The organism is Azospirillum thiophilum, assembly GCF_001305595.1.
Classification (GTDB): Bacteria; Pseudomonadota; Alphaproteobacteria; order Azospirillales; family Azospirillaceae; genus Azospirillum; species Azospirillum thiophilum.
In genome coordinates this window covers 2,038,895-2,061,397 of record NZ_CP012401.1, presented here as the reverse complement: position 1 = coordinate 2,061,397, position 22,503 = coordinate 2,038,895, and the positions used below count along the sequence as shown (strand labels likewise).

Below are 22,503 nucleotides of genomic sequence, written 5' to 3'. Positions count from 1 at the left end.
TAGATCGGGTCGAGTGGCTGCTACTCCACTCGACCCGAGCGCTTGATCCGATATCGGATCATTGATACGATATTCTTCATCTCTGGACCCATCAACCAAAATCGTATCGGTGATCCGAATGCTTCCCATCCAACTTGAGATGGCCCTTGCTGCCCTTGGTTGGGGAACTCGAAATTTATCTGCGGCATCAAAGGTTTCATTAGATACCATTGGTCGCTTTAAGCGTGGAGAGGCACTAAAAGAGGTCACAATTTCCACAATGAGAAAGACTCTTGAGGAGGCTGGCATCATATTTATTGATGAGAATGGTGAGGGTCCTGGCGTTCGTCTGACGAAGGATAAATTCCATAAATCTTAGGGGCGAAATATTGTGGAAATGACTGTCTCTAAAATTCATGCCGCGTCTGAGCAAATTGACGCTGCCATCAATCTTCTTGCTGAAAACAAATTTCCTGTTTCTGTTCATACACTCTCTGCTGCGGCCTACGAAGTAGCAGAAGATTTATGCAAACATGGCAAGGTATTTTCTATAGGAGATGCTTTTATAATTCATTTAAAGGATAGTGCTTTAAAGGGTTTTCTTAGAGGACTAGCAGCACCTGCCAACTTTTTTAAGCACGCAGACAGAGATCCTAATGAAGTAATATTCTTCAATACGGAAAAAAATGACCTTATGATATTTATGGCCACCATGAACTTAGCAGAGATACAACAAACAACATCTCTGACCAGAAGAGTTTTCCTGAACTGGTTTGCAATGAAGAAGCCAGAAGCATTCGAGGCCGACATTTGGGAGGCATTTAGCGACCCTCACGGTGCAAAGCTATTGTCACAATGGGCTCAGAACGCTCCCCGTGAAGCAATGTTGGCGTTTCTTCGCGCAATGCTGTTAGCAGCAAATGGGAATAATGAAGAGTGCACAGCACTATCTTTCCGCCTTCACGAAGAATATGGACTTCCCTTAAAAGAATAAACCATGCAGGAGAACAAAATGGAAGAAACCGGCAAGATTTCTATTTATAATTACATTCCAAAGCACGGACCATTACACAAAAGGCACAGAGAGTTATTTCACTACACAACTTGGGAAGGCCTCAAAGGCATCTGGAGTTCCGGTACTTTGTGGGCAACACGCTATGACTGCCTGAATGATTATACAGAGATAAGTCACTTAAAAGATCCCCTCGTTAAAGCATTAATCCCCAAAATGGTGGATAAAATGAAAGATTTTGGCAAAAAAGGCTTTAAGGAAAGAACGCTTGTACAGAAGTCTGGCGGAAACTGGAATAGTGCAAAGAATGAAGCTGAATGCCTTGTGAGCGCTATCTATGGTGCAACGGTCGAGAACAGAGATACTAATAATAATACTTCAATCCCATTTATCACATCATTCTGCTCTCATAGCAGAGATGATAGTTATGAAAAGGAAAATGGCCTACTTAGCCAGTGGCGAGCATATGGAGGAATGGAAAGTTTTGCAATTGTATTCGATACCAAGATTATATGCGATCTAGTTTTCCAGTCATTTTCTTCAAACACTTACTGGGCTCTTTTCATCGATGACGTAATATATAATTATGGGTCAGATACAGTAATTTCAGAATGCGCTCCTTTGATTGATGAGTTCTGCCGCGTTTGGGATATAGCAATCAAAGATCAGAAAGAATGGAAGACATCCATATACATGGACTTCATGTCGAGAGCTACGAGATTTAAACATAGAGGCTTTTACGAAGAAAGGGAGGTCAGAATTGTAGCATGTCCAATGACAAAAGAAAGCTCAGATAAGTATAATATAAGCAAACACTTTCCTCCGAAGCATGACCTTCACCAGATAAGAACCAGAACTCGTTCAGAAAAAGAGGTATCATACGCGTCATTATTTTCTCACAGCGGGAAAAAGAAATTGCCAATTAATAAGATAATTGTTGGTCCTGGGCCAAATCAGAATTCCTCATATGAGAAAGCAAAGGCTCTAGTTGGCAATTCCGCTTACGTTACTAAGTCATCCACCCCTTACATATGGTAAACATCCACGTCATATCGGCCACGATCACGAAGAACATTACCACTTTAGGTTAAAACCCATAAAGAAACTTTCTGGATAGAACCGTCGCGATTCAACACCCTTGAAAGAGGCTTTGTGATGAGCGACGGTCATTTTGGCTGATGGTGGAGCAGTTTGGGGGCTGGAGCCGCACCTTCCGAGCAACACCCGCGGCAAGCCGCGCTTGGATCATCGCCGTGAGACGCTCTACATCCGCTTTGTCCGCTGGGCGGCCAAAGGCGTTTGGAAAAACATCTTCCATCCTTTGGCGGCAGCGGGTGGCCCGCCAGTCCAGGGGATGACCGACTCCACAGTGGTGTGCGACCATTGTTCGGTAAGCGGCGGCAGAGGGGGAAACGAGCACAGGCCATCTGACGATCCCGTGGCGGGCGGACCACAAAAATCCACGCCCCGAGCGAACCGCACGGTTCGCCACTCGCTTTCCTGCTGACTGGAGGTCAGATGGCCAACTGCACCGCCACTGACCACCTGCTCGACCGGATGCTCGCCACCGATCTTCTACACGGCGACAAAGGCTACGATAGTGCCGCTGCTTACCGGAAGATCGAGGAGGCGGGAGCCGCGCTCAGCATCCCACCACGCATCAACACGTGCTGAAAAACTGCTTTTCCCCTTACCTCCACCGCAACCGTAACGTGATCGAGCGCATGCTCGGAAGCCTCAAAGACTTCTGGCGCATCGCCACCCGGCATGACTGATCCGCGACCAATTTCATGGCAGCTGTCCAATTCGCGGCAATCTTCGCCTACCCGTTATGAGTCCCGCTCCTAATCCCCCTCAACCTGCTTCGGAAGTAAACAAAAAGCGCGTCTGGAAATTTTCTTAGAGGGTGTGGGGGTGCGGCCCGAATTACCCTCTCTGGGGGGTGCCCCCGGAAGGACCCGCGGCGGCCAGCTAGGCGCTTACCGTCGGGCGGCGAAGCGGGCGTTGACCGGCCGCACCGCCTCCTCGAGGCGCCGTCCGATGTTGGCGCGACCCGCCCGCTCCTCGATGTCGTGGAAGCGGAGGCGGGCGGTACTTGGCGCCCGAACGAAGGTCACCACTGGCCGGGCGTCGGTGCCGTCGCGCTGGTAGATGCCCGGCGACAGCCCGCAAGCATTGCCGGGCAATGCTGCTTCCTGCTGTGGGCGTTGTTGCTCCGATTGGCGTTGCATCGCTGCTACCCGAAAGCATAGGTCGGCGACCAGGATGCGGACCACCTCCGGCCGACGCATGTTGCCGTAGGCGTCGAGGCTGGCCTCTTCGCTCGGAAGGGCGAACATCCTGGCCGACAGCAGGCCAGCGGCCCGCAGCTGGCGCTCCATCCGTTTGTCCCGGCGCGGCCCGCCCCTGATTAAGGATCCGTCGACCGTCTGAATTGCCGTCGACGGATCCTTCCATACCCAGCGGAGGAAATCAGGAAGCCCGCACAGCTATCGACTTCCCGCGCCTGATCATGCCTTCCTGTCCAGGCGGTTGAGCGGATGGAGAGTCTGGTTCAGGCTGGCAAGCACGGCATGGGCTGCCTGCTGATCTTCCGACAGAACCGGCCCCTCGTAGGCAGCGCCGATCTTGGGGATATGGAAAGCATCCATCGCGGCGATCATTTCCGGATTGCCCCGTATCGGCTTCGGTATCCCCACCAACGCCGCGATGATCTTGGCCGGCGGCATGTTCGTTGTAGCGAGCATGGTGCAGGCCGCTTCAGGTCGATCCTGTGCTTCTGGTGACGCGAACACGGTCCGCCAGCGGTCCCTCTCGGCCTTGTCTCCGCCCGATGATCCTACTCGGGTGCCGCCATAGGCCGCACTACTGTTCCCGCCGCTTGTGCGCCCCGTGGAGCGTTGGAGAACATCAGCAAAGCTGAACCGCCCGGCAGGTCTGCCGGGCGGGCTCAGCGTCCGTTTGGGAGCCTCCTTGGTGCCAGCCCCGCAAAAGGCAAAAGGGTTCAAATGCGCAAGCATGTGTCGGAACATGGCAAGCCTCAGCTTTCGATAATGTCGAGAACGGCACGGGGATCCGCATCTACTCGGCGCATGATCTCGATCCCGGCGGCGCCGGCATGCTCGATCAGCTTCTCTTCGTCGCGCTCGAGTTTCAGCAGAGACGCCTCCAGCGTTGCCAGCTTGGCTTCGCGTGCGGCGTGCGGCAAACCGGCCGGCTTGTTCGCAAGGTATTCGGTGATGGACTCCGCCAAGCGGTCCCGCATGGTCAGGGCAACAGCCCAAAGCAAGGTGCGTTCGGGATAGCGGCTCAGCAGCAGATCATCGATCCCGACCTTCGCTGTCGGCGACACCAGCGCATGAACGTTCGCGGCATAGCCATCGAACCCCGCCAGGACACCGTCCAGCTTGGCGAGCGCCTCCTCCTTAGGAAGAGGGGCACGGCCGATGGTTTCGATCTCCTGTTTGGTCGAGGTGATGCGGCGACGAAGCGCAGTGATCTCCGTTTCGATTGCCTTGTGCGCATCGGCGATGCTGGCAAGCGCGGTAGAAAGCGTCATGATGGTCGTTCCCTTCAATCACGCGGTCGAGCGCCGGTTTTTTGGATGTGGGTCTTAACCTGGACTTTGCGCATTTACGCCGGGAAGCAGACGGCTTGGATCAGTCGGTTGAGGATAGGGTCCGGGGGTTTCGCGATCTCCGCGTGATGGGCTGATACTGGAAAAGTCATTTCACGCCAGAGTTGGAGGCGTACGGCGGCGATGGCATCACTGAAGGTTGGCTCGTCTTTACGGTACCACGGCGCGGCCCTCGGTGTGATCGCTGCCCCCGCGGAGATGTCGTTGGCCCAGAGCGTGACCAGCGAGAACAGCCCGAGCAGGGCCGGAGTGGTGCGCGCGATAGCTTGGTCCGACCATTGCCGTTGGGTCTCAACCCCCAGATGTCGACGAACTTCGGCGAAAGTCACTTCGACGGCCCAGCGCCGAACGAACCAGCGTAGCACATCGAGCGGATCGGCCTGGAGATCGGTGCACAGAAAGCCCTGCGGCTCGAAGGCGCCCTGCACATCGCGCACCAGCACCCATCGGATCGGGACCTGTTTGCCGGGATGATACCATATGGCCGTGCCGGTGCTGATCTCCAGTTGGCGTTCCCCACCGCCATACCAGCCGTTCACCCGAACGCGGCACCAGGATGTGCCTGTATCCTTCAGGCGTTGGACAAGCGAGGGCAACCGGGTGCCCGACACCCGAGGGCGTCCCTTCGTTCCCGGAATGCGTGGCGGGGCCGGTTCGAACAAGCGGGCATCCAGGCGCAAGCGCGTGACGACGGTGAGGTGGGCTCGTAGATCACTGAGCAACTCGATGGCTGCGTAGCTGCTGTCGGCGACGACGATCAGCGGGCGACCAGGCGCCCAGCGCCTGACCTGGAGCAGAAGCTGCCGTGCCCAATCGGTAAGCTTCTTATGCCGACGTCGGGTATCCTGGGCAAACCGCTCCGAAGGTGCCAAAGCGCTGAGAAACGGCAGGGCCCAGACCCGTCCGGCCCAGGGGATCGGCACCAGCAGCATGACCACCATCCAGCGCAGGCCGCTGGCCTTGACGAAGTGACCATGGCTGGAGCGCACTGGGTCTCGATAGATGCCGCGCGCCTTGATCTTGGGACCCCAGCGCCGCTCGATCGTCTCGTCGATGCCGATGACCACCGGGCCTTGCGGCACGAAGGCGGCGATCAGGAGCGTGAACAGATGCCGGGCGACAGCGAGGCTCGACCAGCGGTTCCGATTGAGAACGCGGTGGAAGTTGGCGAAGCTGCCGGTCTCGCGCTGTCCCATGATGCTCAACACGGCCGTCACGGTGCGTCGCCCAGGGGTGAGAAGCGCTCCGGCAACCAGCACCAGGACATGGCGCCAGGTCGGCCTAGTGAACAGCGCCGCAAAGGGCGCCATCCAGCGCTCAATGCTGTCTGGAACGGGAGACATGACAGGGCTCCGCTGGTTGGAACCCTTGGGTAAACCCGACTGGAACGGGAGGATCACGATGAGCGTGGACGCCATGCTCGAGCGGATCGAGCGCTTCAATCGCACCCGAGGCGGCGGCGTGATCGTACGCAAGGTCGCCCGCGGTTACACGCTCCTCAGCGGGCACAACGGTGCCCCCGTCGCGAGGTTTCGACCCACCGGTGACGGGGACAAAGTGAAGGTGCTCTGGTGGAACGGCGAAAGTTGGGGGGCGTCAGGCCCCTTCGGCGTCGCCACCATGCCGCTCGACAGAGCCCTCGACTACGTCGCCAATGACCCGGACTTCTGGATCAACGCCTGATCCCAGCATCGCGAAATTGGCCAAAGTCCAGTTAACAGGATGCGGAAAAAGGTCTGTTCCCGGCAGTTCGGTCGTGATTCTCTTTGGTCGAAGAGAATGCGGCTGGTGAGGGGGCGATGCGGGGTTCGGACGAACGCAGCGAGGGTCTTTTCAGCTATGTGAGCTGCGAGGCTCGGGTTCCGGCCGATCATCCGCTGCGGCCGATCCGGGCCATTGTGGACGAAGCGCTGGAGGTGATGTCGCCGGCTTTTGAGGGGCTGTACTCGAAGATCGGGCGACCGTCGATCCCACCGGAGAAGCTGCTGCGGGCTTTGCTGCTCCAGGCCTTCTACTCGGTGCGCTCGGAACGCCAGTTGATGGAACAGCTCGACTACAACCTGCTGTTCCGCTGGTTCGTCGGCTTGTCGATGGACGCCCCGGTGTGGGACGCGACGGTCTTCACCAAGAACCGGGAGCGTCTGCTGGCCGGCGACGTGGCGGCCAAGTTCCTGGCCACCGTGCTTGGCCAGCCGAAGGTCAAGGCGCTGCTGTCGGACGAGCATTTCTCGGTGGACGGCACGCTGATCGAAGCCTGGGCGTCGGTGAAGAGCTTCCGGCCCAAGGACGGCAGCGGCGAGCCGCCGGGGCCGGGTCGCAACGGCGACCGCGACTTCCATGGTGAGAAGCGGTCCAACGAGACCCATGCGTCGACCAGCGATCCTGAGGCGCGGTTGTATCGCAAAGGCAACGGGCAGCCGGCGAAGCTGGCCTTCATGGGCCATGCATTGATGGAAAACCGTCACGCTCTGGTGGTGAATGTCCGGCTCACCGCGGCCACCGGTCTGGCTGAGCGCGAAGCGGCGGTTTCCATGGTCGAGGCCATCCCCGGCCGCCACCGCATCACGGTGGGTGCCGACAAGGCTTACGACACCAAGGATTTCGTGGCGAACATGCGCAGCCTGGGCGCCGCTGCGCATGTCGCGCAGAACACGAGCAACCGCCGCTCGGCGATCGACGGCCGGACCACCCGTCACCCCGGCTACACCGTCAGCCTGAGAATCCGCAAACGGATCGAGGAGGTGTTCGGCTGGATCAAGGGAGCCGGCTTGCGCAAAACGCGTCATCGCGGCACCGCCCGCGTCGGTTGGATGTTCACACTGACCGCCACCGCCTACAACCTGATCCGCCTGCCCAAGCTGCTGGCGGCGGCATAATCACGCCCGGAATCCGCCTGAATGGCGGTTCCGGGAGCCACAGAGCGCGAAAAGGCGCTCCATTCTGACAAAAACGGGCGTCGGAAACCCCATTTCCAAGCCTCAGCCGAGGAAAAAAGCCGGAATATGTTCGTTTTTCCGTGTCCTGTTAAGGCGGGAGACAAGTTGCTTGAGACGATCAGCCTGTTGACGGGCAGTTCCAACCTCTTCCGCAACTGCGCTCTCCTCTTGAAGGAGCTTCCCAGCCTTCCGTCCGAGTTCTGCCAATAAGGCCTTATCCCGGCTACGGTAAGAGCATGCACTCGCTTCCCCGTATTCCTTGTCCGCCTCCATGCGGAGGAATGCAATGGCACGGTACTTTTCGGATAGTCCAGTCGCTTTGCCAGCATGAGCAGCATGTTGCCCTTCCAAATACTGAAGCTTTCGCGCGTTATAGGTACACATTGACAGTCTCCCTAAGTTAATCTGAAAACAAATAGCGATTTAATTCGTGAAATTTACGAATAATGTCGGTGTAAATTTGTTTTATTTATTATTTTTCTAAGTTAGCTGAGTGTTTTTATATAACAGCATAATTGAAAAAATATGTTCACTATCTTGCAAACCGATCTAAAAACTCCGAGATCTATTACACTATTGATTTTGGTGAATTTCCTGCTTTACATCCGGTGGGCTCATCGGCTTTCGATTGAAGCGTTTCGCTCAATGCGAAGTGGCAAAATCCACAAGAAACCCAAGAGGCTACAAAGAAAATGGACAAGACTCAGCTAATTACTATTGCAGCACCAGTGATAGCTCTTTTCGGTGCAGCAATAGGTGCAGTTATTGCCTTTTTTGCTACAAAATACAACGCTGACACATCAAGGAAAAACGCACTAATACAAGCACGACTTAACCAACACATCAAAATATCTGACTTCAGGCAAAACTGGATTAATGATTTAAGAAATGCAATGGCAGGTTTTCAATCTTACGGAACAACTCCTGGCCTTGATCACATGCAAGCTAGAGAGTTTTATGAGTTTGGTACAAAAATAGAATTACTAATGAACCCGAATGATGAAGACTACAACAATCTCACAGAACTTCTTTATCGGTATCTTGCAGCCCGAGAAATCCATGAAAAATTTAACGTCAACGCGGAGTTCATTGAAATCTGCCAGAGAATACTGAAAAGAGAGTGGGAAAGGACGAAAATCGAATTGATGAAGCCTCTTGAGTAAATAAGCAACAACCTAAAACCATCGGCTCAGAGATTTTTTGAGCATGATAATTATAGTTTTCGTGCTCTCTTCATGAAAGCCAACCACCTGCTGAGAGCACGGATCAACCTCTCGGTTCCAAACTATCAGACCTATCATTTTTCCTAAATCATTGTGAGTTTTGATCCGCGCTCTTGGTGAGCAACAGTTAGAAATCAAACGAATACGATAGTACTCATGCTCATAAAATATATAGCTCTGTTATTAGCAGTGCTATAATGTGTATGCCGTGACGCTTATTAATTGCCTACTCTGTTATTGCTAGTAAACAAGGACATGAAACATGACACAAATCAAAGACGATCCTTCTAATGGTGAAGGGTTTATGTTGTACGACAAGGAGACCAACACCCCCACCGCTCATATAGTGAAGAGAAACTTTATACGTCACGAAAGAACTCCTGACGGAACGATTAATGTTTACTATAAAGTAAAAGATCATGTTCATGAAGATTTATGGCGCGAGGCTAAGATTTCGTTCCATGAAAATGACCACAACAAAGGAGCGCTTCTTTATTTGAGTGAATGGTCAAAAAATAAGTAAGGGAAAAAATATATCTACGATACACATACCTCCTGTTATTCGGAAACCAATCGCGCAATATCTCCGGCTAGATCAGTACGGTTGTCGTCATACACGACAAGAACGTTGAAATCCTTGTGGCGACTGAACTTCCGCACGGCGCGGATATTTCCGTTAGTCCGGTCAAGCGCGTCCGTGATGGCTGAATGCCGCAGCCCATGCGGACGCGCCTTGATCCCCGCCTTCTTTCCCAGGTCGCGCACCAGCCGGTAAACGGCCGAGTCCGTCAGCCGCCCGCTTCCCTTGCGGGCGCGGTCCTGGTTTGTGAACAGCGGGCCGGCGACACTGCCACGCGCGGCGATCCACGCCTCGACCGCTGCGCGGGCAGCCGGCGGAAGGGTGACGAGTTGCCGCTCCGTCCGCCCCTTGCCGAGGATGGCGACGGTGCCTCGACGCGGATCGTAGTGCGCCAGGTCAAGCCCGACCACTTCCCCTCTCCGCAGCGCCACGTCATGCAGCAGCCGCAGCACTGCGACGTCGCGCAGCGCTTTCGAACCGCCCGGCTGCGCTGCGAGCTCGAAGAGCGTGCGCACGCCGTCACGGCCAGGACCGCGTGTGTCTCGATAGGCCGCGCTGGGGACGTTCTCCACCTCCAGCCTCCACGACACCAGCCCCAGCGTGTTCCCCAGCTTCACCAGCGACCGCAGAGCCGCGAGCCGGCGGTTGACGGTGGCCGGCTGGAGTCCCCGCTCGATCATCGCGGCTTTGTAGGCGAGCGCCCAGGCGTTCGCCTGCCCATGGGAAACCGCTAGGATGGCCCGCGCGGCGGCGTCCATGTCGGCGGCGCCGGCGAACGTGCGCCAGTCCTCCAGGTCCCGGCGGTAGGCTGCGACAGTTCGGGCGTTCCTGCCGGCGAAGAAGGCGTCGAGAAGGTGCGCCTGTAGATCGCTCAGGGCCAGTGCCGCGGGCGGCGCCGGGATGACGACAGCGGAGCCGGTCATGCTGCCCTCCGACCACGCGGGCCACTGTTCTTCACCTTGACCGGGCCGGCGGCACGGGCCGTTCTTTCCCGATCCGCGATCCAGGCGTTGAGCGTGCTTCGCCGCGCGCACAGCACACCGGCCAGATCGAATATCGGCAGCCCGCCCTTTTCTTTGAGGTGGTGCGCCTGTCGCGGTCGGATGTTGAGGTGCCGGGCGATGGCCGGCATTCCGTAGAGCAGGTCCGAGTCTGCCCCGCACACCCCTGCCCTTGTCGCACTGGCATCCTCAGGAGAGGCCTCAAGCCGATGGCTTTCCATGCACTTTGCTCCTTGCTCTTGTTGCATCCATGTCGCGGCTTTGTCGCACGGAGAAGCCGTGCAACTGCGGAAATCAGGGAAAATCAAAGCTTTATGAGAAGGTACCGCTCAAACAGAAACCCCCGACCACAGAGAGGGGCCGGGGGATAAGAGGTTGATACAGAACAGAGATTTCAGATTTTTATCAGAGGACGAGTCCCCCGCATCGGGCACGGTGGGTTGGGCGACGGCGCACAGCGTCGGATCCTGGTGCAGGTGGTAGCCCACCGCCAGCGTGGCGCAGCGGGTGTAGCCGACGCGCGCCGCCTTCAGCACCGTCAGCAGCGGCACCGCCGGGTCGCACATGGCGTCGACCAGCCCGCGCTGGTAGCCGTAGAGCGTCACCTTGCCGTGCTCGGCCCCGGTGCCCTTCGGGATCCAGCCATGGCGCTCGGCCCACACCGAGCCGCTCATCCGGTCCTGGAACTTCAGGCTCCCCTCGAACAGGGCCAGCAGCGCGGTGCGCAGCTCGCCCCGTCCGGTCCGGTAGTCGCCGTGACGGTGGGCGCTGACCCGCGCCGCCGCCTCAGGCCCGCGGCTCACGGTCGGCCCCATCGCCCCACATCTTTACCAACTCGCCCCGTGCGGCGTCGAAGGCCTGGTTGATTTCCTTTTCCGCCAGTGCCTGGATTTCCGGCGCCCCGGTCATCGCCGCGGCCCGGCCGGCGATCTTGGCCACCGCGTTCGACAGGCCGGTGCGCAGGGAGATGCAGAAGCCGGCGACGTCGGCCGCCGCCTCATGGCGGTTCACCACCTCGTTCAGCGCCTCGTCCGCCCTGATCTCGGCGACCACCGCATCGGCCACCGCCTTGCGGCGCTTGGCCTCGTCGGCGGTGATGACGCCGATCTCGCCCTCATAGCCGGCGGCGACGTCGGCCACCGCGCGGTCGACCAGCCAGCGATGGACGTCCGCCGTCGCGAAGGCCCATTCCCGGCCCTTGGCCCCCTTCTCGGCGAAGGGGCAGCCGTCGCGCACCCAGGCGTCGACGGTGGGCAGCGAGACGCCGAACAGCTCGGCCAGCTCGGCCCGGTTCACCCGTTGGCCCGGCTTGGACATAAACAAAAACCTCGATTCAAAAATGTCTCAGAGGGTGGACCGGTGCGGCCCGAATTCCCCTCGCGGGGGCCCCCCCGGGGAAGGACCCGTCGCCGCCCCCGGCCTGTCAGCGCCAGTCCGTCAGCGCCGGGCGGCGAAGCGGGCGTTGACCGTCCGCACCGCCTCCTCGATGCGGCGACCGACGTTGGCCCGCACCGCCCGCTCGACGATGTCGTGGAAGCGGAAGCGCGGGCGGTAGCTCGGCGCCCGGACGAAGATCACCACCGGCCGGGCGTCGGCGCCGTCGCGCCGGTAGATGCCGGGCGGCAGCCCGCCGGCATTGCCCGGCAGAGCGGCGAAGTGGCCGCTGCGCCGGCGCTTCCTCATGCTGCGGGCGCTGCCCGTGCGGTTGGCGCTGTAGCCCTGTTCCCCGAAGGCCCTGGTCTGCGACAGGATGCGCACCACCTCGGACCGCCGCATGTTGCCGTAGGCGTCGAGCTGGGCCTCCTCGCCCGGGACGGCGAACATGCCGGCCGGCAGCAGGCCGGCGGCGCGCAGCTGGCGCTCCATTCGCTTGTCCCGCCGCGGCCCGCCCTCGACATTGGGCAGCAGGTAGCGCGCCGCCGGCGTGCCCTTGCCGGCATCGTCCTTGAAGCCCACCCACGCCACCGGGTCGGCCTTGCCGGCGGGCCGGACGAAGGTCGAGTTGATGGTGTAGGGCGTCGGCCGGTCGAAGGTCTGCGGCAGCGCCCGCTGCACCGCCAGCCTGGCGTCCTGCGCCGTCCGGGTCAGCGCCAGCGGCAGGGCGTAGCGGGTCAGTTGGTCGCCATACTGGCGGATGGCCCCCTTCACCCGGTCGGCAGAAGCCCGGATCGTCGCGTCGGTCATATCGATTTCGTCCCGATTGTGACGGTCGTCACTGCCGGCCGGCGCCCGAAAGACGAGACTGGCGACACGATGCCGCTCAACCAAAGGCCCTCCGGAATGTGCAAAACCGCCAGGATCGTCATATTTCAGAAGCCCCAGCCTCTGGCGATCTGCCTGGAGTGCGGAGCGCCCTACGGCACGTTGGAGGCGATCACCCACGGGTGCAGAACCCCGACGCCCACCGGCCGGTGCGAGGGTGAGGTCGCTGCCCGCTGGAACGACGACGATTGGACCGCCTGCCCATCCTGCGACAGCACCGGCTGCCCGGGCTGCGGCGATGTCGGCTGGCTCGCCGTGCCCTACTGAGTCCGCCGGCGGCCTCACCGCCTGGGATCGTCAAACTGTTCACGCGTGAACACTTTGCCCGGCCGCCGCAGCCGGTCACGGACGTCCAGCGCCAGCAGCACCAGCCGCCCGACCACCAGCGCCACCGTGCCCCAGAAGGCCAGCTCCTGCGCCGGCCCGTGCAGAGCGTCGAGCCACCAGCCCATCGTCCCGCCGATGGTGACGATCACCCCGTCGGCCGCGGCGCGGTTGGTGAGGCCGTGCATCACGTCCTCCATCTGCATGGTCATGCCGCCAGCTCCTCGACCAGGCCGGCCAGCCGTTGCCAGCCGGTTTCGAAATAGCGCCGGTCGCGCTCGATGCCGACGAAGCGCCGGCCCGTGCTCAGCGCCGCATGGCCGGCCGACGCGCTGCCGAAGAACGGGTCGAGCACCGTCTCGCCCGGCGGGCAGACCGTGCCGATCAGCTCGGCCAGCAGCCCCACCGGCTTCTCGGTCGGATGGGCGCCCAGCCGCACCGGCGGATGGCGCAGCACGTTGGCCACATTGCGGCGCAGCGGCTCGGCCCCCTTGCCCTTGGTGAAGTGGTGGATCAGCTCGTGCTGGTGGCGGAAGTGCGTCCCCATGCCGAAATGGGTCTTGTCCCACACCAGCAGCCCGATGCGCTTGAGGTCGGCGCTTTCCATCGCATCCGCCGCATGGCCGTTGAGGAACAGCGCGGCCTCGCCGCCATCGATGGCGTCGGCCAGATGGTCGCCCATGCGCCAGTCGATGAAGGCCAGCACATGGCCGCCCGGCTTCAGCACCCGCTGCCACTCGATGGCGCAGGCGCGCAGCAGGTGGAGGAAGCCGCGCGTGCTCAGGCTGTCGGAGCCGAACCAGCGGCCGCCGTCGCCCTTGGTCGACCGCGTCATGGTCTTGTTGTAGGCGGTGCGGCCGGCCTCGCGGGTGGCGCCGCTGGAATAGGGAACGTCGGTCAGCACCAGGCTGACCGAGCCGTCGGGCAGCTCCCGCATCCGCTCGATGCAGTCGCCCAGCATCAGCGTCGCGGCGCCGATCGTCACGGAATGGGAAGTCATCGCGAAACCCTTGGAGTTCAGCCGTTTTTCAGGGGGAAGCTTGCGATAATGCGGGTTTTCGCAAGCTCAAGGCTCAGGCCGCCGCGACCGTCAGCGGCTTCACATAGAAGGCATCGTCGCCGCCCTCGATGGTGACGCCGTCGATGGTCGCCGCCACCTTCGGCTCCGCCAGCAGCGCGGCCTGATCGACCTCGTTCTTGGTCCGGATGAAGCGCCGCAGCTTGCGATCCGCCTCCAGCAGCGTCAGCAGCGCGCCGGCATCGGCCACCACCAGCTTGGGCGGCGCCTTCTTCAGCCCCATCGTGCCGGTGGCCAGCGCCACCGACTTCTTGCCCCCGGTCAGCAGGCTGGCCCGGTTGGCCTCGAAATAGCCGCGCAGCAGCTCGGTATCGGCGGAGACCTTCGCCCGCAGCGGCGCGGCGGCCTCCTCATAGGCGAGTTTCGCCTGCGCCACCGCCACCTCCGCCGCCGCCTTCAGCCGGCCGAGCTGCACCTGCGCAACGCCGATCCGCCCGACCACAGCCGCGGCCTGGTCAGCGGTGCGTACCCTGGTCGGTGCCGGCCTGCGGGCCGGGACGGTCTCGTCCATCTCAATCCTCCGTTATCAGCGCCGCCATCTGGCCCGCCAGATCGGCGCGGTTGTCGTCATAGGTCTGCAGCACCCGCACGTCCCGGTGCCGCGAGAAGCGTTGCACCGCCCGGATGTTGCCGTTGCTGGCGTCCAGCGCCGCGGTGATCGCCGAGTGCCGCAGCCCGTGCGGCCGGGTGGCGAGCCCCACCCCGGCGCCCAGCTCGCGCACGATCTGGTAGACCGCCGCCCCGGTGAGCCGCCCCTCGCCGCGCCCGGCGGCATCGAGGCGATGGAACAGCGGCCCCGGCTCCTTGCCGCGCACCAAAATCCACGCATCGAGCGCCGCCCGGGTCGCCGCCGGCAGCGTGACCCGCTCGCGCTGGGTCCGCCCCTTGCCCAGCACCGCGACGGTGCCGCGCCGGCTGTCGTAATGGTCGAGGTCGAGCGACACCGCCTCGCCGCGGCGCAGGGCCACGTCGTGCAGCAGCCGGACGATGGCGGTGTCGCGCAGCCCCTTGGCGTCGGTGCGCCCCTTGGCCTGCGCCACCATCGCCCGCACGCCGTCCCGCCCCGGCCCCCGGGTGTCGCGGTAGGCGACGGCGTCGACATTCTCGATGTCCAGCCCCCAGGTGACGAGCCCCAGCGTGTTGCCCAGCTTCACCACCGACCGCAGCGCCGCCAGCCGGCGGTTGACGGTCGCCGGCTGAAGCTCCCGCCGCAGCATGTCGTTCCGGTAGCCCAGCGCCAGCGCGTTGGCCTGCCCATGCGCCACCGCCAGCAGCATCCGCACCGCCTGTTCGGCGGTGGCGGCAAAGGGGCCGAGCCCGTCCTGCCGCGCCACGAAGGCGCGGAAATCCTCATGGTCGCGCCGGTAGGCCCGCACCGTGTTGGCCGAGCGCCCGGCATAGAAGGCGTCCAGCAGATGTTCCTGGATACGGTCCAGCCGCAGCGCCGGGGCGTGGCGGGCGTCGCTGACGTCCTGTCCGGCCGCATCGCCCGGCAGGACGGGGAGCGTCATCCGTCCAGCGCGTCGCGCAGCTCGGCGACGGTCAGCTCCTCCGGCAGCTCGCGCAGCGTCGCCGCCACCTGCTGGCGGAAGCACTCGACCGCGCCGTCCGACGGCCACGCCGCCGCCGGCCGGTCGCCATGGGAAAGGCCGGCGCCAGCGGCCAGCGCTTCACGGATCAGCTCGTCCATCCGGATATCCTGTCAGGGCTGCCGCGCGACCGCCCGCGCATCGGCGGAGCGGCCGGCGGCATGGTCGCGCAGCCTGTCGAAGAGGGGGGCGCAGTCCTCCACCAGCCCGATCAGCCAGGGCGCCCCGATCCAGCCCTGTTCGGTCCGGATCTCGATCGCCTCGATGTCGGCGCGGAAGGGTCCGGCCCGGTAGAGGATGCGCGCGTCGAACCGACGATCCACCGGGCCGAGCCGAAGCCGCAGCACCCCGTCCCATTCGGTCCGCATCGCCGCCCCCGGACAGCACAAGGCCCGCCGCGGCAGCTGCCGGGCGGGCCTTCGATCACACGCAGTTCGTCCCGCTCACCCTGTCAAGGAATTGACCGTCCGTCAAGGACTATATTCCCATGGCGCGGCCAGTGCGGCAAAGCCGGTGAGCACATGATCGCGCAAGCCCCGGCCGCCGATCCACCCCAGCAGCGCCGCCATGCCGGCATGCCAGCCGGCGTAATCGGTGTTGGCCTCGACGATCTCGGCGTCGCTGTGCGCCGGTTCCAACGGGCACCATTTCACCTGTACCTGCCGGCGCCCGTCGCCGAAGGTCCGGAAATGGAAGCCGCGCTCCTCCTCGACGACCCGCCGTTGCCCGCGGGCGTCGAACAGCGACTGGCCGCCCAGCAGATAGCGCTTGGCCAGTTCCGACCGGGTCGGCACGACCTCCCACCGCTCGGCCAGCACATGCCGGTAGCGGCCGCGCGCCTCGCTCGGCCGCTTCACCGCCACCATCGGCGGCACCAGCGGCAGCCAGTCCGGCCGGGTGCCGGCACGTCCATGGAGTTGGACGAGGCGCCGCTGCCAGGGATCCAGCCAGCCCAGCGCGTTGACGACGGCCTCGGCATCGGGATGGACCTTGACGGCAATGCCGCGCACCGGCCCGCCGCCGTCGACCCGGTCGCCGGTTTCGTTGCGGCGCAGCAGCGCGGCCACGCCGTCGCCGCTCACGCCCTGCGGCTGCCATCCGCGGTCGTTGGCCGCCGCCTCGATGTCGAACAGCCCGGACTGGGCGCGGTCGGCCTGCTGGTCCCGCAGCGCCCAGGTGACGAGGCGTTCCAGGTCGAGCCGCCGGCGGGTGTCGCAGCGAGCGAGGGCGAGGGCCATGTCCGCGCCTCCGTCTCAGGCCGCGGCCTGTTGGGACAGCCCCGGCCCCAGCAGCAGCGCCACCCCGGCCACCAGCGTATCGAGCGCTTCCATCGGGATCAGGCCGGGGTCGATCCGCCCGCAATCCTGCAGGTAGCGCGCCTTGGCGAACAGATCGTCGGCCGACACTACCTCACCGGCCGACAACAACTGTTCCAGCCCACCCCGCAGCCGATCGGCCGGCTCGCACTCCGCGCAGCCGGCCAACTGTTGGTAGGCGAGGAACACCGGCAGCAGCGGCGCGGGCTTGGGCATGGTGGCAACCTCCGGATATACCCCCGGCGCGACGGCGCCAAGCCAGGGAATTAGGATTGTTTGCCCAAAAGGATTACCAATTCCTTGCCCCACACCGCATAGCCGGACTTTTATTCGGTTTGTTCCTCGATTTGTTACCGGTCATTCGACCGCAAGGGCATGCGCAACAATATCCGGTTCCTTCTCGATCACGCGAAGATAGGACTCCACGGCAGCATCCGGTTCCCGGCGGCCCTGTTCCCATTCCTGAAGCGTGCGCAACGGGATCCCGAAGCGTTCGGCGAAGGCCTCCTGCGACAGCCTGGTCGAGCGACGCACCCGCTTCGCCAGAGGCGGACGCCTCATTGCGGCGAGTTGCCCGTTTCCGAACGTTTCATGTTCGGCAACGGGCATCGCCAATAACTTTCTTACGAGAAATCTAAAGAGAATTCGATACTTGCATTATTCGTATTTCTAGGACGAAGGGTTCCCGGATTAATCCGGGAACCCTTCCAAATTTTACATCAGGAGAACATGAAGCTATTCTGGTTAAACTGGTCCACCGACATCCCAAGAACGGTAATCGAGTTTCCGTTCCCAAGATTAATGACGGTAGCACTACCCACACTGCTCATTGCAGACTTAATCTCTGAGAAACTGCTGACACTTGCGCCATTTATGCTTCCTTTCAACACGATGACGTCACCTGCACTTACACTGAAATCGGTAATGACATCGCTTCCGTTCCCTTCGGCAAATTCGAACCAGTCGGCACCGCTGCCACCTTCCAGCATGTCGGCACCTGCACCGCCGATCAGCGTGTCGTTGCCGCCCGCACCCCGAAGCCTGTTGGCTCCGGCATCGCCGATCAGGAGATCACCGTGATCGGACCCCAGAATGCCCTCGATGCCGCTCAGTTGATCTCCCTCCGCATCGCCACCGCTTGCGGTGCCGGCCGACAGGTCGATGGTCACGCCAGCGGAAGAGTCCAGATAGACGGCCATGTCGAAGCCGTCCCCGCCGATCAGGGTGTCGGCACCGCCCCGGCCGCGCAGCCAGTCGTCGCCTCCCCCGCCAACCAGCAGATTGTTGGCCGAGGTGCCGTAAAGATCATCGAAGTTGGCGCTTCCGATGATGCCCTCGACGCCGTTCAGAACGTCGCCCTGCGCATCACCGTTCAGGCTGACCCCGCTCTGAAGATCAATAACCACACCGGCCGACGACGTGCTGTAGTCGACTATGTCGAAGCCATCGCCACCGTCCAGCGTGTCGGCACCTGCACCGCCGATCAGCGTGTCGTTGCCGCCCGCACCCCGAAGCCTGTTGGCTCCGGCATCGCCGATCAGGAGATCACCGTGATCGGACCCCAGAATGCCCTCGATGCCGCTCAGTTGATCTCCCTCCGCATCGCCACCGCTTGCGGTGCCGGCCGACAGGTCGATGGTCACGCCAGCGGAAGAGTCCAGATAGACGGCCATGTCGAAGCCGTCCCCGCCGATCAGGGTATCGGCACCGCCCCGGCCGCGCAGCCAGTCGTCGCCTCCCCCGCCAGCCAGCAGATTGTTGGCCGAGGTGCCGTAAAGATCATCGAAGTTGGCGCTTCCGATGATGCCCTCGACGCCGTTCAGAACGTCGCCCTGCGCATCACCGTTCAGGCTGACCCCGCTCTGAAGATCAATAACCACACCGGCCGACGACGTGCTGTAGTCGACTATGTCGAAGCCATCGCCACCGTCCAGCGTGTCGGCACCTGCACCGCCGATCAGCGTGTCGTTGCCGGCACCACCGGTGAGTTGGTTGGCTCCGGCATCTCCGATCAGCGTGTCGTCGCCGGCGCCACCGATCACATCCTCGATACCGATCAGAACATCCTGACCAATCTCGGTGCCGCCGGTGACGATGCCCGTCAGCATGTTGACGGTGATCGCCTGCGCCGCTGCCGAGTAATCGGCTGTGTCGCGGCCATCGCCGCCGATCAGCATGTCGGCACCTGCACCGCCGATCAGCGTGTCGTTGCCGGCACCACCGGTGAGTTGGTTGGCTCCGGCATCTCCGATCAGGAGATCACCGTGATCGGACCCCAGAATGCCCTCGATGCCGCTCAGTTGGTCTCCCTCCGCATCGCCACCGCTTGCGGTGCCGGCCGACAGGTCGATGGTCACGCCAGCGGAAGAGTCCAGATAGACGGCCATGTCGAAGCCGTCCCCGCCGATCAGGGTGTCGGCACCGCCCCGGCCGCGCAGCCAGTCGTCGCCTCTCCCGCCAACCAGCAGATTGTTGGCCGAGGTGCCATAGAGATCGTCGAAGTTGGCGCTTCCGATGATGCCCTCGACGCCGTTCAGAACGTCGCCCTGCGCATCACCGTTCAGGCTGACCCCGCTCTGAAGATCAATAACCACACCGGCCGACGACGTGCTGTAGTCGACTATGTCGAAGCCATCGCCACCGTCCAGCGTGTCGGCACCTGCACCGCCGATCAGCGTGTCGGCACCGCCCGCACCCCGAAGCCTGTTGGCTCCGGCATCGCCGATCAGGAGATCACCGTGATCGGACCCCAGAATGCCCTCGATGCCGCTCAGTTGATCTCCCTCCGCATCGCCACCGCTTGCGGTGCCGGCCGACAGGTCGATGGTCACGCCAGCGGAAGAGTCCAGATAGACGGCCATGTCGAAGCCGTCCCCGCCGATCAGGGTATCGGCACCGCCCCGGCCGCGCAGCCAGTCGTCGCCTCCCCCGCCAACCAGCAGATTGTTGGCCGAGGTGCCGTAAAGATCGTCGAAGTTGGCGCTTCCGATGATGCCCTCGACGCCGTTCAGAACGTCGCCCTGCGCATCACCGTTCAGGCTGACCCCGGTCTGAAGATCAATAACCACACCGGCCGACGACGTGTTGTAGTCGACTATGTCGAAGCCATCGCCACCGTCCAGCGTGTCGGCACCTGCACCACCGATCAGCGTGTCGTTGCCGGCACCACCGGTGAGTTGGTTGGCTCCGGCATCGCCGATCAACATGTCGTCACCGGCGCCAGCGATCACATCCTCGATGCCGATCAGAACATCCTGTCCAACGTCGTTGCCGCCGGTAGCGGCACCCGTCAGCAGGTTGACGGTCAGTGCCGACGTTGCCGCTGAATAGCTCACGGTATCCTGTCCGGCCCCACCGTCCAGCGTGTCATTGCCGGCGCCGCCGTCAAGCATATCGTTACCGTTTTCGCCCCATAGGAAGTCGTCGCCGGCACCACCATAAAGTACATCATCACCATCTTCGCCAAATAGGAAGTCCTTGCCATCACCCCCGCAGAGCGTATCGTTTCCTTCGTCGCCTAACAGCCTGTCACTTCCATCGTCACCACGCAGTTCATCACCACCATTTCCCCCGATCAGAGTATCATTGCCGGCACCGCCACTGAGCCAGTTGGCAGCATCATCACCAATCAACCTGTCGGCGCCAGTTCCACCGATAACGCTCTCAATTCCAATCAGGCTGTCATGGCCGACATCACCACCGCCGCTTGCCGTTCCCGCCAGCAGATCGACGTACAGCGTCGATGTCGCCGCGGAATAGTCGGCCGTGTCGCTGCCAGCACCACCCACCAGCGTGTCATTGCCGGCACCGCCGACCAGCGTGTCGTTGCCCACGCCGCCCTGGATCAAGTTGTCCGAAGCGTTGCCCACGCCGGTGAAGTCGCCGGTGCCTGTGTAGGTGAGCGTCTCCACATTCGCCGACAGGCTGTAGCTGGAAAGGCTGGTGCGCACTTCGTCGATGCCTTCACCGGCCAGCTCCGTCACCACATCGCCGGCATCGTCCACGACGTAGACATCGTTCCCAAGGCCGCCCACCAGCGTGTCATTGCCGGCACCGCCGACCAGCGTGTCGCTGCCCGCGCCGCCCTGGATCAGGTTGTCCGAAGCGTTGCCCACGCCGGTGAAGTCGCCGGTGCCTGTGTAGGTGAGCGTCTCCACATTCGCCGACAGGCTGTAGCTGGAAAGGCTGGTGCGCACTTCGTCGATGCCTTCACCGACCAGCTCCGTCACCACATCGCCGGCATCGTCCACGACGTAGACATCGTTCCCAAGGCCGCCCACCAGCGTGTCATTGCCGGCACCGCCGACCAGCGTGTCGTTGCCCGCGCCGCCCTGGATCAGGTTGTCCGAAGCGTTGCCCACGCCGGTGAAGTCGCCGGTGCCTGTGTAGGTGAGCGTCTCCACATTCGCCGACAGGCTGTAGCTGGAAAGGCTGGTGCGCACCTCGTCGCGGCCCTCACCGGCCAGCTCCGTCACGACGTCGCCGGCATCGTCCACGACGTAGACATCGTTCCCAAGGCCGCCCACCAGCGTGTCATTGCCGGCACCGCCGACCAGCGTGTCGTTGCCCGCACCGCCCTGGATCAGGTTGTCCAAGGCGTTGCCCACGCCGGTGAAGTCGCCGGTGCCGGTATAGCTGAGCGTCTCCACATTCGCCGACAGGCTGTAGCTGGAAAGGCTGGTCCGCACCTCGTCGCGGCCCTCACCGGCCAGCTCCGTCACCACATCGCCGGCATCGTCCACGACGTAGATGTCGTTCCCAAGGCCACCCACCAGCGTGTCATTGCCCGCGCCGCCCGACAGCGTGTCGTTGCCCGCACCGCCCTGGATCAGGTTGTCCAAGGCGTTGCCCACGCCGGTGAAGTCGCCGGTGCCGGTATAGCTGAGCGTCTCCACATTCGCCGACAGGCTGTAGCTGGAAAGGCTGGTGCGCACCGAGTCTACACCAGCCCCTGAGGCTTCAAGGATGACATCGCCCGCATCCTCCACAATGTAAACGTCGTTCCCGAGACCACCCGACAGCGTGTCGTTGCCCGCACCGCCCGACAGTACGTCATTGCCGGAGCCGCCCGACAGCATGTCGTTACCCTCACCGCCCAACAGCGTGTTGTTGCCTTCACCGCCGATTAGCGTGTCATTGCCCTCACCGCCCGACAGCACGTCGCTGCCCGCGCCGCCGGACAGCATGTCGTTACCGTCACCGCCGAACAGCGTGTTGTTGCCCTCGCCGCCGATTAGCGTGTCATTGCCCCCACCACCCGACAGCATGTCATTCCCGGAACCGCCTTGGATCAGATTGTCCGAAGCGTTGCCGACGCCGGAAAAACTACCCGCCCCGATGTAGATGAGCTTCTCGACATTGTCGGAAAGTGTGTAGCCGGCGACAGTCGTATACACTGAGTCGAGACCGCCCCCCGGCGCCTCAACCACCACATCGTCAGTATTCTCAATGAGGAAAACGTCATCCCCACTGCTTCCCAGAAAAGTGTTCTGAGACATCAAATCCCCCCTGAAGAGAGTCATACGATTATATGCAACGCTCAGATGGTATTTAATAAAGTTATGCA

The 22,503-nt window shown here is 62.0% G+C and carries 28 protein-coding genes and 1 pseudogene; 9 read left to right on the top strand and 20 right to left on the bottom strand.

Features of this window, described 5'->3' with window-relative positions:
- Positions 1 to 118 precede the first annotated feature (118 nt).
- The 4 genes and pseudogenes from AL072_RS33350 to AL072_RS33345 all read left to right on the top strand — a co-directional run bounded on the left by AL072_RS33350 (position 119) and on the right by AL072_RS33345 (position 2,766).
- A complete protein-coding gene (locus AL072_RS33350; RefSeq protein ID WP_082108808.1) occupies positions 119 to 358 on the top strand; it encodes a transcriptional regulator in 240 nt (79 codons plus the stop codon).
- 12 nt (positions 359 to 370) lie between these two features.
- The gene (locus AL072_RS34260; RefSeq protein ID WP_144428191.1) at positions 371 to 973 is read left to right on the top strand and encodes a hypothetical protein; all 603 of its coding nucleotides are present in this window, start codon (positions 371 to 373) and stop codon (positions 971 to 973) included.
- 18 nt (positions 974 to 991) lie between these two features.
- On the top strand, positions 992 to 2,029 hold the full coding sequence (locus AL072_RS34255; RefSeq protein ID WP_144428190.1) for a DUF2971 domain-containing protein: 1,038 nt from the start codon (positions 992 to 994) through the stop codon (positions 2,027 to 2,029).
- A gap of 140 nt (positions 2,030 to 2,169) precedes the next feature.
- Positions 2,170 to 2,766 (top strand): annotated as a pseudogene (locus AL072_RS33345) (IS5 family transposase).
- A 204-nt stretch (positions 2,767 to 2,970) separates the two neighbouring features.
- Here AL072_RS33345 and AL072_RS09610 read toward each other — a convergent pair.
- The 4 genes from AL072_RS09610 to AL072_RS09595 all read right to left on the bottom strand — a co-directional run bounded on the left by AL072_RS09610 (position 2,971) and on the right by AL072_RS09595 (position 5,971).
- A complete protein-coding gene (locus AL072_RS09610) occupies positions 2,971 to 3,372 on the bottom strand; it encodes a hypothetical protein (protein WP_045580517.1) in 402 nt (133 codons plus the stop codon).
- Between the two features lie 129 nt (positions 3,373 to 3,501).
- Positions 3,502 to 3,738, bottom strand: a complete 237-nt coding sequence (locus AL072_RS09605; protein WP_144428189.1) for a hypothetical protein — start codon at positions 3,736 to 3,738, stop codon at positions 3,502 to 3,504.
- A gap of 293 nt (positions 3,739 to 4,031) precedes the next feature.
- Positions 4,032 to 4,550 carry a hypothetical protein gene (locus tag AL072_RS09600; protein ID WP_045580519.1) on the bottom strand — a complete coding sequence of 173 codons (519 nt, stop codon included), beginning with the start codon at positions 4,548 to 4,550 and terminating at the stop codon, positions 4,032 to 4,034.
- A gap of 74 nt (positions 4,551 to 4,624) precedes the next feature.
- Positions 4,625 to 5,971 (bottom strand): IS701 family transposase, encoded by a 1,347-nt coding sequence (locus AL072_RS09595; protein WP_045582059.1) that lies wholly within the window; start codon positions 5,969 to 5,971, stop codon positions 4,625 to 4,627.
- Positions 5,972 to 6,029: 58 nt separating this feature from the next.
- Between AL072_RS09595 and AL072_RS35295 the strand changes: the two genes are divergently transcribed.
- Complete coding sequence (locus AL072_RS35295) at positions 6,030 to 6,311, top strand: hypothetical protein (RefSeq protein WP_045580520.1); 282 nt, start codon at positions 6,030 to 6,032, stop codon at positions 6,309 to 6,311.
- Positions 6,312 to 6,427: 116 nt separating this feature from the next.
- Positions 6,428 to 7,504, top strand: coding sequence for an IS5 family transposase (locus tag AL072_RS09585; RefSeq protein WP_045580521.1), 1,077 nt, complete (start codon positions 6,428 to 6,430; stop codon positions 7,502 to 7,504).
- A 102-nt stretch (positions 7,505 to 7,606) separates the two neighbouring features.
- Here the strand turns inward: AL072_RS09585 and AL072_RS34250 are convergent, their stop codons facing one another.
- Entirely contained in the window at positions 7,607 to 7,948 is a 342-nt protein-coding gene (locus AL072_RS34250) for a hypothetical protein (RefSeq protein WP_144428188.1), read from the bottom strand.
- 308 nt (positions 7,949 to 8,256) lie between these two features.
- On the opposite strand from AL072_RS34250, the gene AL072_RS34245 reads away from it, so the two are divergent.
- Together AL072_RS34245 and AL072_RS34240 are read left to right on the top strand one after the other, a co-directional pair.
- Positions 8,257 to 8,727 (top strand): hypothetical protein, encoded by a 471-nt coding sequence (locus AL072_RS34245; RefSeq protein WP_144428187.1) that lies wholly within the window; start codon positions 8,257 to 8,259, stop codon positions 8,725 to 8,727.
- 322 nt (positions 8,728 to 9,049) lie between these two features.
- Positions 9,050 to 9,310 (top strand): hypothetical protein, encoded by a 261-nt coding sequence (locus tag AL072_RS34240; protein ID WP_144428186.1) that lies wholly within the window; start codon positions 9,050 to 9,052, stop codon positions 9,308 to 9,310.
- A gap of 35 nt (positions 9,311 to 9,345) precedes the next feature.
- Here AL072_RS34240 and AL072_RS09580 read toward each other — a convergent pair whose 3' ends face one another.
- The 5 genes from AL072_RS09580 to AL072_RS09565 form a co-directional block, all read right to left on the bottom strand.
- The gene (locus AL072_RS09580; RefSeq protein ID WP_045580522.1) at positions 9,346 to 10,290 is read right to left on the bottom strand and encodes a tyrosine-type recombinase/integrase; all 945 of its coding nucleotides are present in this window, start codon (positions 10,288 to 10,290) and stop codon (positions 9,346 to 9,348) included.
- Positions 10,287 to 10,589, bottom strand: a complete 303-nt coding sequence (locus AL072_RS35290; protein WP_200909742.1) for a hypothetical protein — start codon at positions 10,587 to 10,589, stop codon at positions 10,287 to 10,289. The genes AL072_RS09580 and AL072_RS35290 overlap by 4 nt, the downstream gene beginning before the upstream one ends.
- Positions 10,590 to 10,697: 108 nt before the next feature.
- Positions 10,698 to 11,171: a phage terminase large subunit family protein gene (locus AL072_RS09575; protein ID WP_245636637.1), complete on the bottom strand. Its 474-nt coding sequence runs from the start codon at positions 11,169 to 11,171 to the stop codon at positions 10,698 to 10,700.
- Positions 11,155 to 11,685: a terminase small subunit gene (locus tag AL072_RS09570; protein WP_052709886.1), complete on the bottom strand. Its 531-nt coding sequence runs from the start codon at positions 11,683 to 11,685 to the stop codon at positions 11,155 to 11,157. The genes AL072_RS09575 and AL072_RS09570 overlap by 17 nt, the downstream gene beginning before the upstream one ends.
- Before the next feature lie 120 nt (positions 11,686 to 11,805).
- Positions 11,806 to 12,552, bottom strand: a complete 747-nt coding sequence (locus AL072_RS09565; RefSeq protein ID WP_052709887.1) for a hypothetical protein — start codon at positions 12,550 to 12,552, stop codon at positions 11,806 to 11,808.
- Between the two features lie 96 nt (positions 12,553 to 12,648).
- On the opposite strand from AL072_RS09565, the gene AL072_RS09560 reads away from it, so the two are divergent.
- A complete protein-coding gene (locus AL072_RS09560; protein WP_144428185.1) occupies positions 12,649 to 12,897 on the top strand; it encodes a hypothetical protein in 249 nt (82 codons plus the stop codon).
- Between the two features lie 14 nt (positions 12,898 to 12,911).
- Here the strand turns inward: AL072_RS09560 and AL072_RS09555 are convergent, their stop codons facing one another.
- The 10 genes from AL072_RS09555 to AL072_RS09510 form a co-directional block, all read right to left on the bottom strand.
- Positions 12,912 to 13,166, bottom strand: a complete 255-nt coding sequence (locus AL072_RS09555) for a hypothetical protein (protein WP_045580525.1) — start codon at positions 13,164 to 13,166, stop codon at positions 12,912 to 12,914.
- A complete protein-coding gene (locus AL072_RS09550) occupies positions 13,163 to 13,954 on the bottom strand; it encodes a DNA-methyltransferase (protein WP_045580526.1) in 792 nt (263 codons plus the stop codon). Before AL072_RS09550 ends, AL072_RS09555 begins: the two co-directional genes overlap by 4 nt.
- Before the next feature lie 73 nt (positions 13,955 to 14,027).
- Positions 14,028 to 14,543 (bottom strand): host-nuclease inhibitor Gam family protein, encoded by a 516-nt coding sequence (locus AL072_RS09545; protein ID WP_045580527.1) that lies wholly within the window; start codon positions 14,541 to 14,543, stop codon positions 14,028 to 14,030.
- A 1-nt stretch (position 14,544) separates the two neighbouring features.
- Positions 14,545 to 15,543 (bottom strand): tyrosine-type recombinase/integrase, encoded by a 999-nt coding sequence (locus AL072_RS09540; RefSeq protein ID WP_052709888.1) that lies wholly within the window; start codon positions 15,541 to 15,543, stop codon positions 14,545 to 14,547.
- Positions 15,540 to 15,722: a hypothetical protein gene (locus AL072_RS09535; protein WP_045580528.1), complete on the bottom strand. Its 183-nt coding sequence runs from the start codon at positions 15,720 to 15,722 to the stop codon at positions 15,540 to 15,542. The genes AL072_RS09540 and AL072_RS09535 overlap by 4 nt, the downstream gene beginning before the upstream one ends.
- Before the next feature lie 12 nt (positions 15,723 to 15,734).
- Positions 15,735 to 15,989, bottom strand: a complete 255-nt coding sequence (locus AL072_RS09530; RefSeq protein WP_045580529.1) for a hypothetical protein — start codon at positions 15,987 to 15,989, stop codon at positions 15,735 to 15,737.
- Between the two features lie 102 nt (positions 15,990 to 16,091).
- Positions 16,092 to 16,859, bottom strand: coding sequence for a hypothetical protein (locus tag AL072_RS09525; protein WP_045580530.1), 768 nt, complete (start codon positions 16,857 to 16,859; stop codon positions 16,092 to 16,094).
- A gap of 15 nt (positions 16,860 to 16,874) precedes the next feature.
- Entirely contained in the window at positions 16,875 to 17,153 is a 279-nt protein-coding gene (locus AL072_RS09520) for a hypothetical protein (protein ID WP_045580531.1), read from the bottom strand.
- Between the two features lie 141 nt (positions 17,154 to 17,294).
- On the bottom strand, positions 17,295 to 17,546 hold the full coding sequence (locus tag AL072_RS09515) for a helix-turn-helix domain-containing protein (RefSeq protein ID WP_045580532.1): 252 nt from the start codon (positions 17,544 to 17,546) through the stop codon (positions 17,295 to 17,297).
- A gap of 110 nt (positions 17,547 to 17,656) precedes the next feature.
- The gene (locus AL072_RS09510; protein ID WP_158511053.1) at positions 17,657 to 22,435 is read right to left on the bottom strand and encodes a beta strand repeat-containing protein; all 4,779 of its coding nucleotides are present in this window, start codon (positions 22,433 to 22,435) and stop codon (positions 17,657 to 17,659) included.
- Between the last annotated feature and the right edge of the window lie 68 nt (positions 22,436 to 22,503).